The 13,354-nt window shown below is 57.2% G+C and carries 16 protein-coding genes; 13 read left to right on the top strand and 3 right to left on the bottom strand.

Going from position 1 to position 13,354, the window contains the following annotated elements:
- Position 1 precedes the first annotated feature (1 nt).
- From WC392_03195 to WC392_03165, 7 genes are all read left to right on the top strand, one after another.
- On the top strand, positions 2 to 1,204 hold the full coding sequence (locus WC392_03195; GenBank protein ID MFA5241364.1) for a penicillin-binding protein activator: 1,203 nt from the start codon (positions 2 to 4) through the stop codon (positions 1,202 to 1,204).
- On the top strand, positions 1,204 to 1,536 hold the full coding sequence (locus tag WC392_03190; protein ID MFA5241363.1) for a YraN family protein: 333 nt from the start codon (positions 1,204 to 1,206) through the stop codon (positions 1,534 to 1,536). Before WC392_03195 ends, WC392_03190 begins: the two co-directional genes overlap by 1 nt.
- Positions 1,537 to 1,576: 40 nt before the next feature.
- The gene (locus WC392_03185; protein MFA5241362.1) at positions 1,577 to 2,167 is read left to right on the top strand and encodes a phosphoheptose isomerase; all 591 of its coding nucleotides are present in this window, start codon (positions 1,577 to 1,579) and stop codon (positions 2,165 to 2,167) included.
- Complete coding sequence (locus WC392_03180; protein MFA5241361.1) at positions 2,168 to 2,734, top strand: BON domain-containing protein; 567 nt, start codon at positions 2,168 to 2,170, stop codon at positions 2,732 to 2,734.
- A 2-nt stretch (positions 2,735 to 2,736) separates the two neighbouring features.
- Positions 2,737 to 3,225: a D-glycero-beta-D-manno-heptose 1-phosphate adenylyltransferase gene (gene rfaE2 / locus WC392_03175; GenBank protein MFA5241360.1), complete on the top strand. Its 489-nt coding sequence runs from the start codon at positions 2,737 to 2,739 to the stop codon at positions 3,223 to 3,225.
- Positions 3,226 to 3,380: 155 nt separating this feature from the next.
- Entirely contained in the window at positions 3,381 to 4,823 is a 1,443-nt protein-coding gene (locus tag WC392_03170; GenBank protein MFA5241359.1) for an FAD-linked oxidase C-terminal domain-containing protein, read from the top strand.
- 33 nt (positions 4,824 to 4,856) lie between these two features.
- Positions 4,857 to 5,762, top strand: coding sequence for a D-hexose-6-phosphate mutarotase (locus WC392_03165; GenBank protein MFA5241358.1), 906 nt, complete (start codon positions 4,857 to 4,859; stop codon positions 5,760 to 5,762).
- A 41-nt stretch (positions 5,763 to 5,803) separates the two neighbouring features.
- Here the strand turns inward: WC392_03165 and WC392_03160 are convergent, their stop codons facing one another.
- From WC392_03160 to ychF, 3 genes are all read right to left on the bottom strand, one after another.
- Complete coding sequence (locus WC392_03160) at positions 5,804 to 6,223, bottom strand: hypothetical protein (protein ID MFA5241357.1); 420 nt, start codon at positions 6,221 to 6,223, stop codon at positions 5,804 to 5,806.
- Between the two features lie 160 nt (positions 6,224 to 6,383).
- The gene (locus tag WC392_03155; GenBank protein MFA5241356.1) at positions 6,384 to 6,701 is read right to left on the bottom strand and encodes a PsiF family protein; all 318 of its coding nucleotides are present in this window, start codon (positions 6,699 to 6,701) and stop codon (positions 6,384 to 6,386) included.
- Positions 6,702 to 6,758: 57 nt separating this feature from the next.
- Complete coding sequence (gene ychF / locus WC392_03150) at positions 6,759 to 7,850, bottom strand: redox-regulated ATPase YchF (protein ID MFA5241355.1); 1,092 nt, start codon at positions 7,848 to 7,850, stop codon at positions 6,759 to 6,761.
- 197 nt (positions 7,851 to 8,047) lie between these two features.
- On the opposite strand from ychF, the gene WC392_03145 reads away from it, so the two are divergent.
- The 6 genes from WC392_03145 (at position 8,048) to WC392_03120 (ending at position 13,302) form a co-directional block, all read left to right on the top strand.
- Positions 8,048 to 8,218: a hypothetical protein gene (locus WC392_03145; protein ID MFA5241354.1), complete on the top strand. Its 171-nt coding sequence runs from the start codon at positions 8,048 to 8,050 to the stop codon at positions 8,216 to 8,218.
- Entirely contained in the window at positions 8,205 to 9,014 is an 810-nt protein-coding gene (locus tag WC392_03140; GenBank protein MFA5241353.1) for an ABC transporter permease, read from the top strand. The genes WC392_03145 and WC392_03140 overlap by 14 nt, the downstream gene beginning before the upstream one ends.
- Before the next feature lie 450 nt (positions 9,015 to 9,464).
- On the top strand, positions 9,465 to 9,857 hold the full coding sequence (locus WC392_03135) for a nucleotidyltransferase domain-containing protein (GenBank protein ID MFA5241352.1): 393 nt from the start codon (positions 9,465 to 9,467) through the stop codon (positions 9,855 to 9,857).
- Positions 9,842 to 10,258 (top strand): DUF86 domain-containing protein, encoded by a 417-nt coding sequence (locus WC392_03130; protein ID MFA5241351.1) that lies wholly within the window; start codon positions 9,842 to 9,844, stop codon positions 10,256 to 10,258. Before WC392_03135 ends, WC392_03130 begins: the two co-directional genes overlap by 16 nt.
- A 21-nt stretch (positions 10,259 to 10,279) precedes the next feature.
- Positions 10,280 to 11,554 (top strand): ABC transporter ATP-binding protein, encoded by a 1,275-nt coding sequence (locus tag WC392_03125; GenBank protein ID MFA5241350.1) that lies wholly within the window; start codon positions 10,280 to 10,282, stop codon positions 11,552 to 11,554.
- A gap of 50 nt (positions 11,555 to 11,604) precedes the next feature.
- Complete coding sequence (locus WC392_03120) at positions 11,605 to 13,302, top strand: methyltransferase domain-containing protein (protein ID MFA5241349.1); 1,698 nt, start codon at positions 11,605 to 11,607, stop codon at positions 13,300 to 13,302.
- The last annotated feature ends 52 nt before the right edge of the window (positions 13,303 to 13,354 follow it).

The raw sequence follows: 13,354 nt of genomic DNA, 5'->3' as shown, positions 1-13,354 counted from the left end.
GATGCAACGCTTCCTCACTTTTCTGTTGATGTTCTTCGCCGTATCGTTTGTGGCTCATGCGGATGTCCCCGGAAGGCCGTTAAGAGCAGAAACGCTGCCGTCGGCCAATGCCGCAACCGCGCCAACGCCTCAGGCCGAGGTCGCGCTGACGCCGCTGGCCAGAATTGAACCGCCCGCAGCGAACAGCGTGGATTTGCCAGCCCGGCAGCTTGATGCCGCATCGCTGGCAGCGGCCAGCCATGCGCATGTTGCCTTGCTGCTGCCGCTCAAGTCCAGCGCCTTTGGCCGTGCCGCCGAAGTGGTCAGGCAGGGCTTCATGGCCGGCGCTTCGATCCAGCCAGGTGCGCTGCCGGTCACAGTCTACCCCAGCAGCGATGAGACTGATGACATTGTGTCCACATACCGGCAGGCAACGCAAGCCGGTGCAAGCATTGTGGTCGGCCCCCTGACCCGGAATGGCGTTTCGGCCCTTGCTGCCAGTACCCCGGTGAACGTGCCCACGCTGGCGCTCAACCTGCCGGAACAAAGCATTGAATTTCCGCCCCAGTTGTATGTATTCGGCCTCGCGGCTGATCTTGAAGCCCGCCAGATGGCGCGTGCCGCGTTTGGCGAAGGCAGAAGGAGCGCCACCGTGATCACCGCTGGCGACATGCTGTCAAAGCGCATCCAGCAAGCTTTTAGCGAAGAGTGGGCAGCGCTCGGCGGGGCGGCGGCCAGGCACCTGGCCTTTACCGGCTCCAATCCGTCCGAAATCCGCGATGCGCTTCGCAGGCAGGCGTCAAATGTAATTTTTCTTGCCATGAACAGCCGCGATGCGCGCCTCCTGAACCCTTTTCTGAAAAGCGACCTGCCCACCTATGCCACCTCGCAGATTTATGCCGGCAGCGGCAGCCTGCAGAAGTATCATGACCTGAATGGCGTGCAGTTCGTCGATATGCCCTGGCTGTTGCAGCCGGATCATCCCGCGGTCATGGTTTACCCGCGCGCGCCGTCCCCCCTCGCTGCCGACATGGAGCGACTTTACGCCCTCGGCATTGATGCCTGGCGCCTGGCTTTGCTGCTACAGACATCACCGCCCGGCATGCCGTTCAGCCTGGATGGCGTAACCGGCTACCTCACGCTGGATGTCCGCTCGCACCAGGTCAATCGCGATGGCGTGCGTGCCGAATTCAGCAACGGGGAAGCCGTTTTGCTGGCGCCTTGATGGACGCCGGCAAGCAGGCGGAAGATCACGCCGCCGCATTTCTGCAAAGCCGGGGATTGCGCCTGGTGGCAAGGAATTACCGTTGCCGCATGGGTGAAATCGATCTGATCATGGAACATGGCGGCACGCTGGTGTTCGTGGAGGTACGCCTGCGGCGCAGCGACAATTTCGGTGGCGCGGCGGCGAGCATCACCGGGCACAAGCAACGCAAACTGATCCATGCGGCGCAGCACTATTTGCAGCAGCAGACCAGGCAACCACCTTGCCGCTTCGATGCATTATTGCTGGACGGCCTCAAGATTGAATGGATTAAAGATGCGTTTAGCGCATAAAATCCGGTTACTTGCACTTTGAACCCAGAGTTTTGAATTTATGGATCTAATTTCCCGCATTGGCCACCATTTCACCGACAGCGCCCACATCAAGCTGCAGGCGCTGGATCTCCTGGCGCCACCGATTTCCGTCGCCGCGGAGCGGGTGGTGCAATGCCTGCTGGCCGAGGGCAAGGTACTGAGTTGCGGCAATGGCGGCTCGGCCGGCGATGCCCAGCATTTTGCCTCGGAAATGCTCAACCGTTTCGAGATGGAGCGGCCAGGCCTGGCCGCCATGGCGCTCACCACCGACAGCTCGACCATCACCTCGATTGCCAACGACTACTCCTATGACCTGATCTTTTCCAAGCAGGTGCGCGCCCTGGGGCAGCCGCAGGACCTGCTGCTGGCGATTTCCACCAGCGGCAATTCGCGCAATGTGATCGAGGCCATCCAGGCTGCCCATGAGCGGGAAATGGGCGTGATCGCGCTAACCGGCAAGGGCGGCGGACAAATGGCTGAACTTTTGCGCCCCGAAGACATCCATCTGTGTGTACCCTCGGATAGCACCGCCCGCATCCAGGAAGTACATCTGCTGGTCATCCACTGCCTGTGCGATGCCATTGACTGTCTATTACTTGGAGTTGAATAAATGCGCCGCTTATTGCCTGTACTATTGCTTGCCGTCATCCCCGCCCTGCAGGGCTGTTTTCCCGTCGTGGCCACGGGTGTGGGCGCCGGGGCACTGATGGCGGGTGACCGCCGCACCTCCGGCACCTACATCGAGGATCAGGGCATTGCGCTCAAGGCATCCGGCCGCATCGAGGATAAATTCAAATATGCCGTGCACGCCAACGTGACCAGCTTCAACCGCCATGTCCTGCTGACTGGCGAGGCGCCTAGCGAAGAGGTAAGGCAGGAGGTAGGGCAGATGGTGATGGGCGTGCCGAACGTGATCGACGTGACCAACGAAATCGCGATCGGGAATGTGTCGCCTTTCTCCTCGCGCAGCAACGACACCTACATCACTTCCAAGGTCAAGGGGCGCATGATTGACGCCAACCGCTTTGCGCCTTACCACGTCAAGGTCATCACCGAGAACGGCGTGGTTTACCTGATGGGCCTGGTGACGCGCAAGGAAGCCGAGGACGCGGCGGAAATCACGCGCACCACCACGGATGTGCGCAAGGTCGTCAAAATATTCGAATACCTCGACTGATCTTGACTTCCCTCGCCCCCGATTTCGAGCGCAAAATCTGCACGCCGGCCGAGCTCAAGGCTCGTGCCGCCGCGCTGCCGCACCCGCTGGTGTTCACCAATGGCTGTTTCGATATCCTGCACCGCGGCCATGTCACTTACCTGTCCCAGGCGCGGGCGCTGGGTGCCAGCCTGATTGTCGGGGTCAATACCGATGCCTCGGTCAAACGCCTGGGCAAGGGCGACGACCGCCCGGTGAACAGCCAGAACGACCGCATGGCCGTGCTGGCCGCGCTGGACAGCGTCAGCCTGGTCACCTGGTTCGATGAGGACACCCCACTCAACCTGATTCTCGCCTGCCAGCCGGAGATTCTGGTCAAGGGCGGCGACTGGACGGTGGAAAATATTGTTGGAGCAAGGGAGGTGCTGGACTGGGGCGGGCAGGTGCATTCCATACCCTTCCTGTTCGAGCGCTCGACCACCTCCACCATCGCCAAGATCCGTAAATTATAAAAACGATTAACCACGGAGTTCACGGAGAACACGGAGTAAAGGCAATGAATCGTATGTCGTGTGGCATTCACCCATTGGATGAGATTCTAAAAACCCCAAGATGGTCTTTCTCCGTGTCCTCCGTGAACTCCGTGGTTTACTTCGTTTATTGATCCATGTTAAACCCCGAATTCCTGACCCGCCTCGGCGCCATCGTTGGCGCGGAGAACCTGCTCACCGATGCCGCCTCCTGCCTGGTCTATGGCTACGACAACAGCCGCAAGATCTTTCCGCCCGAGGCAGTGGCGTTTGCGGCCACTACCGCAGCCGTGCAGGCAATCATCCTGCTGTGCAATGAATTCAAGGTGCCGCTTACGCCACGCGGGCGCGGCACCGGCACGGCGGGCGCCAGCATTCCGGAGCAGGGCGGCGTTGCCCTGTCGTTGGAGCGCATGCGGCGCATCGTGGCGGTGGACCCGGCCAACCGTGTGCTGGTGTGCGAGCCCGGGGTGTTGAACCAGGAAGTGCAGGATGCGGCGCGCCCGCACGGTTTTTTCTGGCCGCCGGACCCTTCCAGCGCGCCTTATTGCAGCATCGGCGGCAATCTTGCCACCTGCGCTGGCGGTCCGCATGCCGTCAAGTACGGCGTGACGCGCGATCATGTGCTGGGTCTGACCGCAGTCACCGGCAAGGGCGAGATCATCAGGGCCGGCTGCTACACCACCAAGGGCGTGGTGGGCTACGACCTGACCCGGCTCCTGATCGGCTCCGAAGGCACCCTGGCCATCATCACCGAGGCCACGCTCAAGCTCACTCCCCTGCCCGCCGCGGTGGGCGGTCTGACCGCGCATTACCGCGACATTGCTAGCTGTGCGCAGGCGATTGCCGCCATCATGGCGCAGCCCGCCCTGCCCAGCGCGCTGGAGTTTCTCGACCAGGCCTCGCTCCAGCTGATTCGCGCTCGCCATCCCGGCCTGCTGCCGGAAGAAACACGGGCGCTGCTGATGATCGAGGTGGACGGCTCGGCCAGTGAAGTGCAGGCAAGTGCCGAGGCCATTCGCGCTACTTGCGCCAACGACGGGCTGATCCGGGCCGAACTCGCGCCCGATCTCAAGGCCTTGTGGGCGGCGCGCAAGGCGCTTTCCCCCCTGCTGCGCGACATTGCGCCAAAAAAGATCAACGAGGACGTGGTGGTGCCGGTGTCCCGGCTGCCCGAATTGCTGCAGGGGCTGGCTGAACTGAGCGCGAGATATGGCATTGCCAACGCCAACTTCGGCCATGCCGGCAACGGCAACATGCACGTCAATCTGCTGGTAAACCCCGATGACCCGGATCAAATGCAGCGCGCCGACGCCTGCCTGGATGAAATCTTCACCCTGGTGCTGCGGCTGGATGGTACGCTCTCGGGCGAGCATGGCGTGGGGCGCGAGAAACGGCCTTTCGTGGCACGCGAGATCGACCCCGCGACGCTGCAGCTGATGCGTGACATCAAGCAGGTTTTTGACCCGAATAATATTCTTAACCCCGGCAAGCTGTTCCCCCAACCCCCCTTAATCCCCCCTTATCAGGGGGGAGGCGCCCCCTCCTCCCCTGACAAGGGGAGGCCGGGAGGGGTTTGAGGGCCAGCTACGCTAAACCTTCAGGAGCCAATCATGAGCATTTCCGATCTTAACCAAACCTTCGCCATTCCCGGCCACGTCACTTTCAAGGAAGGTCCCGGCGGTCTGACGGTGGCGGAAGTCGCCAATGCGCTTGCCGAATCCACCATTGCGCTGCAGGGCGCCCATGTCATGACCTTCACGCCGCGCGGCCAGGAACCGGTGGTGTGGCTGTCGAAGTTCGCCAAGTTCGCCCCGGGCAAATCCATCCGCGGCGGCGTGCCGATCTGCTGGCCGTGGTTCGGGCCGCATGCCACGGACGCCACGCTGCCGGGTCATGGCTTTGCGCGCACCGTGATGTGGGACGTGCTGGAAACCCGGGCCACGCCGGAGGGCGCGACCTTCCTGCGCTTCGGCCTGGTTGAAACCGACGCGACGCGCGCCCAGTGGCCGCATGCCTCCACCGTCCAGCTTGAAGTGACCGTGGGTGCTGCATTGCGCGTCGAACTGGTGACGCGCAACACCGGCAAGGAGCCGTTCGTGCTGGGCGAGGCGCTGCACACCTACTTCCACATCAGCGATGTGGCGAAAATGAAAATCACCGGCCTCGAAGGCTGCGATTATCTCGACAAGGTCGGCGGCACGGCGCGCAAGACCCAGCAGGGCGCGATCGTGATCGAGAGCGAAGTCGATCGCGTGTATCTCAATACCAGCGCGGATTGCCTGATCGAAGACAGCGGCCTCAAGCGCCGTATCCGTGTTGCCGGACAGAATGCCCGCTCCGCTGTGGTGTGGAATCCGTGGGTCGAAAAGGCTGACAAGATGGGCGATTTCGGCCCCGAAGGCCATCGCGGCATGGTATGCGTGGAAACCGCCAACGCGGTCGAGAACCTGGTGACCGTGAAGCCCGGCGAGGAACACCGCCTGGTGGCGGTTTATAGCACCGAAGCCATGGCCTGAGGGAACGGCACGTCACCTCAAGTGACGTGCCGTTTCAGTACTTACCAGTCGCCGCGATCGTGGCGATGCTGGTGGCGCCGTTCATGGCCGTAGCCGTGGCGATGCGGCTTCTGGTCGTAATAAACCACACGCTCTCCATAACCATAGCGAGGCGGAGGGGCGTAGTCATAACGCTCATATACCCGCACTGGCGCTGGCTGGTAGTAAACCGGTGCGGGACGATAATGCACCGTCTCCACGCGGCGGTAACCATTGTCGCGAGTGGCAATGGCCACACCGGTCGCGCCGCCCAGCAGTCCACCGATAATGGCGGCATCGCGCCCGCCGATGGCCGATCCGATCACGGCGCCGGTGGCGCCTCCAATTGCACCGCCCACTGCGGCATCGCCATCCCAGCCCGAGGCCTGCGCCTGAGCGGCCAGGGCCAGTGTCAATACGCCAATCAACGCGATCTTTTTCATGACTTGTCTCCTTTGTTTGTCAAGGTAGGCAAATTGTAGAGCAGCGAAGCTTAACGCCAGCTTAACGAAAATTAATCGGGCAAACAAATGGGGCCAGCGCTTATCCCACGCTGGCCCCATCCTGGTCGAATCAACAGGGCGATTATTTCCGCCCGGGTGATCAGTTTTTCAAACAATTGCTCATGAATTTCTTGCGCTCATCGTTCTTGAGCGCCTTGTCGCCCGCTTCCTTGTTGCACCGTGTCATCTTGCCTTGCTGGGTGGTCTTGGCGCCAGCTTCATCCGGTTTCTTGTCGACGGCTGTTTCGGGCTTCTTGGCGCTCAGGCAGTCCTTCATGAATGCCTTGCGCGCATCTCCCTTGAGGTCCTGGGTTTTGGCGTTCGCATTGCATTCCTTCATCTTTTCCTGTTGCGGGCCTGCAAATGCCAGTGGGCTGGACAGCATCAGGGCGATGGCGGCAATAATCAGTTTTTTCATCTAAGTTCTCCTGTTTCATGCGTTAAAAATAGGAAAGCTAATCCTAGCGCAATCAGGCTAAACATTAAACAGGAAATTCATGACATCGCCATCATGCACCACGTATTCCTTGCCCTCCGAACGCATCTTGCCAGCTTCCTTGGCGCCCTGTTCGCCCTTGCAGGCAACGAAATCCTCATAGGCGATGGTCTGTGCGCGGATGAAGCCACGTTCGAAGTCGGTGTGAATCACGCCGGCTGCCTGCGGGGCGGTGTCACCGATATGGATGGTCCAGGCGCGCACTTCCTTGACGCCGGCGGTGAAGTAGGTCTGCAGCCCGAGCAGCTTGTAAGCGGCGCGGATGACGCGGTTCAGGCCGGGCTCTTCCAGACCCATGTCGTCGAGGAACTCCTTCTTGTCGGCCTCGTCGAGGTCGGCGATCTCACCCTCGATGGCGGCGCAGATCGCGACGACAGGAGCACCTTCTTTTGCCGCGTGCTGTTCCACTTTTTCCAGAAAAGGGTTGTTGCTGAAGCCGCCCTCATCCACGTTGGCGATGTACATGGTGGGCTTCATGGTCATCAGACACAGCGGCTTGAGCAAGGCCTCTTCGTCTTTGTCCGGATTGATGCTGCGGGCAGGCTGGCCCTGGTCCAGCGTAGCGCGTATTTTTTCCAGCAGCGCCATCATGCGCACTGCATCCTTGTCACCGGATTTGGCCAGCTTGCTGGTGCGTAGCACCGCTTTTTCCACTGTTTCCAGGTCAGCCAGGGCAAGCTCGGTGTTGATCACTTCGATATCGGAAATTGGATCGACCTTGCCGGCCACATGCACCACGTCCACATTTTCGAAGCAGCGCACCACGTGGGCGATGGCATCGGTCTCACGGATATTGGCGAGAAACTTGTTGCCCAGTCCTTCGCCTTTTGAGGCGCCCGCCACCAGGCCGGCGATATCGACGAATTCCATGATCGCATGCTGCACTTTCTGCGGGTTGACGATTTCCGCCAGTTTTTCCATCCGCGAATCAGGGATTTCCACAATACCGACATTCGGCTCGATGGTGCAGAAGGGATAGTTTTCCGCCGCGATACCGGCGCTGGTGATGGCGTTGAACAGGGTGGACTTGCCGACATTGGGCAAACCGACGATACCGCACTTGAGGCTCATGAAAATCCTTTAAATATCAATGTCCAGCGAATCCTGGGTGGATATCGTGGAAATCCCGCCTTTTTACGGGAGCGTGGGCCGGGACGTCATTATAGCGCCCCTGGTAATTTGCTCCAAAGGCCACTTGGCTGAATGATGGGTATCGCTACGCTTAATCCGTCTTGCGTGCGGCATGCTGTATATCATCCGCGCGGGTGATGCTGATTTTCTGGTGTATGGCGGAACAAATCGGTTATGCTTTGATCCCGTTTTTTCTGGATTCTTCCTGCATGATGATGGCGGTAATCAACGGAGTGAATGTGCTGGGTCTCTCTTTCAAGGAAGAAGCGCCGGATCTTCTGAAAAAGTGTGAGCATGGCAATGGGTAATTTCAACCCTTTCAGGATTGTCGCCGGACTTTACTCTAATCGTTATCTTCTGGGTCAGCTGGTTAAACGCGATGTATTGTTGCGCTACCGCGGGGCGATGTTCGGCGTGCTATGGATTTTTCTCAGCCCGTTGCTGATGCTGGGGATTTTCGCCTTCGTGTTCGGTCATATTTTTCAGGCGCGCTGGCCCCAGCAGCAGGAGGGGCTGCCCTTCTGGCTGGTCCTTTATAGCGGCCTGATCGTGTTCAATATCTTTGCCGAAGCCGTATCCCGCTCGCCTTCGGCGGTGCGCAGTTACCCCAGTTATGTAAAAAAAATCATCTTCCCTGTGGATATTCTGCCCCTAGTTCCCCTTGGCGCAGGGCTGGTGCATGGCGCATTCAATTTCCTCATTCTGCTGGCGGCATTGGCCTGGACAGGGAATCTGCACGGGCAGGCACTGCTTTTTCCCCTCCTTCTTATTCCCGTCCTGCTACTGGCCTTGGGCTTTTCCTGGTTTCTCGCCGCCTGGGGCGTGTTCATCAAGGACATGACCCAGATCGTGCCGCTGTTCGTGCAAATGCTGATGTTTTTGTCGCCCGTGTTCTACCCGGTGAGCGCCGTGCCAGAAGTCCTGCGTCCCATCTATTTGCACAATCCGCTCGGGGCAGTGATAGAAGCGGGGCGGGCCGCTGCCTTGGGAACGTCTATTCCGTGGACTCCATGGATCACTGCGTTGGTCGTCGGTTTGGTGGCCTCTATTCTTGGTTATGCCTTCTTTCAGCACAGTCGTGATGAATTTGCCGATGCGCTGTGAGTGAGACTGAGTGCAAGTCACGGCATCAAATCATGAGGAAAGGGTGACATCTGCCAGCAAGAAATGCGAAACTGCTCCTACGCTAGGGGAGAGGCGGATGGTGCTTCCGATCTGGATCAGATGGCCGTGGAATATGATCTGCCGGACAAGGGGGGTGAATACCTCCGCTTCAAGGAAGACATTGGCCGTGTGGGTGTTGGTGTCGTCTCTTGTTACTGTCCGAACAGGAATTTGAACGTCGCAGCCAAGTGCCGGGAACCACCGCCTACTGGGCGAAATAAAGAAGGAAAAGTACTTTAATGGCGCCGCAGCGTGAAGAAGCAGGGCACTTCCTGCGCTTAGCTTCGTTTTTGTCCATATCATTCACCAGAAAAAAATGCGAAACTGCCCAGCAGTGAAATACTGCACAAATAGCCACTTTGGCAAAAAATACATGGCTAATTAAGATAAATGAAAACTATCGAAACCATGATCCAGGCAACCCTCGCTCCGCACCCGGAAATTCGCCTGGCCATCCTTTTTGGCTCGCTAGCCCTGGATCAAGGTCGTTACGATAGCGATGTCGATCTGGCTGTTGATACGGGGCAGCCCCTTGAAATTAAAAAAAAGATGGCACTGATGGAGGAGCTCGCAGAGCATATTGGCCGCCCCGTTGACCTGATTGATCTTCAGACCATTGGTGAACCCCTGCTTGGGCAGATTCTCAAGCACGGCAAACGCCTCTTGGGTGAAGATCACATCTATGCGGAACTCATCAAGCGTCATGTGTTCGATGAAGCGGACTTCATGCCCTACCATCGTCGCATTCTCAAGGAAAGACGTAACGCATGGATAACGAACTGATAGAGCAAAAACTGGAATCCCTGCGCCGCTGCCTCCAGCGCATCCAGGGGAGATGTCCGTCATCCGCCGAAACACTTGCCAGCGACCCTGATCTGCAAGACATCGTAGTGCTCAATCTGACACGAGCCTTACAACTCTGCGTAGACATCGGAACGCATCTTATCTCAGGCATGGATACTCCACCCCCCTCCACCATGGGCCAAACCTTCGACTTACTTGCCGAGATTGGAGTCATTAACGCCGAACTTGCTATCCGCATGAAAAAGGCCGTGGGTTTTCGTAACATTGCCGTCCACAATTATGAGGCAATCAACTGGCAAATCGTTCACGCCATTGCAACCAGCCACCTCAATGATTTCAAGGGTTTTGCTCAAGCTGTTGCCCGGAAAATTGAGCTTTGAGTATCAAGCCACAAGCATTACATGAATGATATCGCCATCTCGGTCAAAAACCTCACCAAGACCTACCGCATCTTCGGCCACCCCGGCGACCGCATCAAGCAGGCGCTGACTTTTGGCCGGATTCGCTTCCACCGGGGATTCACGGCCTTGCAGGACATTTCCTTTGAAATCAAGAAAGGTGAAACCGTTGGTATCATCGGGCGCAATGGCTCGGGAAAAAGTACGCTGCTGCAACTGATCTGCGGCATTCTCAAGCCAACGTCAGGAACCGTCCAGGTCAACGGACGCATCTCCGCACTGCTGGAGCTTGGTGCCGGCTTCAACGTGGAGTTCACCGGACGGGAGAACGTTTATTTCCAGGGGGCGCTGATGGGTTTCACGACAGCGCAGATGGACGAACGCTTCGACGACATTGCCGACTTTGCCGACATCGGCGAATTCATCGATCAGCCGGTGCGGATTTACTCGAGCGGAATGTTCGTGAGGTTGGCTTTCGCGGTTGCAATCAGTATGGAGCCTGACATTCTCGTGGTCGATGAGGCATTGGCAGTGGGGGATGCGCGATTTCAGGGGCGATGTTTCGAGCGAATTGCGGAAATCCGTAAGCAAGGTGGAATCATTCTGCTTGTCACTCACTCACTCGAACAAGTCGCCCACTTCTGTGATCGTGCGCTATTGCTTGATCATGGGAAATTGCTGGCTGATGGAGAAGCAGCCGTGACCTTGACGCGTTACCTCGAAATGCTGGGCGGCGACCAGAAGAAGGGTGCGGGGGGCCGCGGTCAGGGCGGCATGTTGGTCAAGGGCGATGCCTTTCGAACTCACCCCGCCTATAATTCGAATGAGAATCGATGGGGAGATTGTGCCGCTACCATTGAAGAAATCACTATCACACAAGACGGCAATGATAATCCTCAATCATTCGTGCCTGGACGTACCATTGAATTAAAGCTGAAGGTGGTTTTTCATGCTGCCGTTCAGCAGCCGATCTATGGCATGACCATCAAGTCGTCCCTCGGCGTGCTTGTCTTGAATACAAACTCCAGATGTCTGTTAGGTCCGCATAGCACACCAGATCAATTTCCTGGCGATGCCGTATGTGTTTGTTTTTCGTTTACGCCATTTCTCGATTGTGGTGATTTCTTGCTGTCTTTTGGTGTCGCAAGCGAAACGGAATCCGGGGCAATGGCCCATGACCGGCGCTATGATGCAATTTCGATAAACGTAGCTTATCCGCAATTACCGACTGGAGATGTCGCAATGACTCCCCGGTTCAATTTGGTAGCTTTGAGATGAAGCCTCTATATATCTGCGAATCGATTACTGGCATATGGACTCGCGAGGGAGTGGAATCTTTCGATTACTCGGATGGCGACGAGGTGGAGTCCGGATTGCTTGGCATCATGGAAAAAGCGACCGATGTATCGATCACCTCCGCAGAGCTTGCGAACGCTATTCGCGACTGGCCGACCGAATACCATCTTTCCGGCGCGCGTCACAATCTCCTGCGGCCTTTTGCTATCGGCCCAGGACACAAGGTGCTGGAACTTGGTTGCGGTTGCGGCGCTATGACGCGCTATTTTGGGGAGAGCGGCGCTACAGTCATTGCGGTCGAAGGTAGCAGGCGCCGTGCGCAAATTGCCGCGGCACGTTGCCGCGATTTGCCGAATGTTACGATTTATTGCGACAACTTGATCGATTTCATCTCCGAGGACAAATTTGATTTCGTAACTCTGATCGGAGTGCTCGAATATGCCCCGAAGTTTGTCCGCGAAAGTGACCCCGTTCTTGCCGTCCTGAAATGTGCCCGTTCTTTCCTGAGAGATGCAGGAACATTGATTCTCGCCATAGAAAACCAACTTGGACTCAAGTACTTCAACGGGTGTAACGAGGATCATGTCGGTGTTCCCTTTTTCGGGATCAATGATCTTTACGGGAGTCACGATCCTGTAACCTTCGGCCGGCGCGCGCTTACAGAAAAGATGGAGAGAGCCGGATTCCCGCTGCAAGAGTTCTTTTACCCCTTCCCCGACTACAAGCTTCCGGGCGCGATCCTGAATGAGGCCGCCTTTCTTGATTCCCGGCTCAATGTCGCCGATCTGCTGATTCACAATACCGGCCGGACCTACCCCGAAACCCATCGCCGTGTCTTTGCAGAAGACCTTGCTTGGCGGGTTGTTGCCGAGAATCACTTGGTGGCGGACATGGCCAATTCCTTCTTGGTTCTGGCTCGGCAGTCTGGCGCACAGCCGAAGAGCCCGAAATGGCTTGCCAAGATGTATAACCGTGGGCGCAGGAAATCTAGTTATCAGGTCGAAACGAGCATAGAGGAAAACGAGGCCGGACGTCTCGTGGTGCGAAAGGGTTTAATTTATCCAGGTATGCAGAAGGATACTGGCTGGCTTCGTCATGTTGTGAAGGATGGCGACTATATTGCCGGAGAACTGCTGATTGGTCGAATACGCAAGGCAATGGCACGGGAAGCCGTCATTGATGAGATTGCTACAGTTTTCACACCGTGGGTTAGGTTCTTATTAGACAGAGCAACGGTGGACGGGAGCGGGGAGATCGTTATGTCTGGAGATTATGTTGACTGCATCCCGTCAAACATGATTGTAAATACGGCGGGGAAACTCGAGTTCTTCGATTCAGAGTGGCATGCGTGCGATAATATACCGTTTGTTTGGGTTTTGACTCGTGGTATTTCTGATGCTTTAGCAGGGGCTATGTTTAATGAAAGTGTAAGAAATAAGAGTCTGCGAAACTTTATATATAAGGTTGCGGAGGTATCAAGAATCGAGGTCCGCGATGCAGATATCGATGATGCGATCCGGCGCGAAGACGCTTTGTTGTCAACCTGTCTGGATGGTCACGACAAAGAAAATGGTCTCCGCAAGATCATGGATGTGCAGTTGCCAGTGGTCAACTGGGGTATTGATCATGCCGAACGGGAACTGGCAAGAGTAAAAGGCACGGTATCGTGGCGGGTTACTAAACCCTTGCGCTTTCTGGCGAACCTGCCGCGCCTGATTCGTGGTAGGTGAAAGCTGGTATTTCTGCCTGATCCTAGCCGTATATTGGATGGTGAAAACAGCT

The organism is Sulfuricella sp. (genome assembly GCA_041651995.1).
In the GTDB taxonomy this organism is placed as follows: domain Bacteria; phylum Pseudomonadota; class Gammaproteobacteria; order Burkholderiales; family Sulfuricellaceae; genus Sulfurimicrobium.
This window is presented reverse-complemented; position numbering and strand designations above follow the sequence as displayed.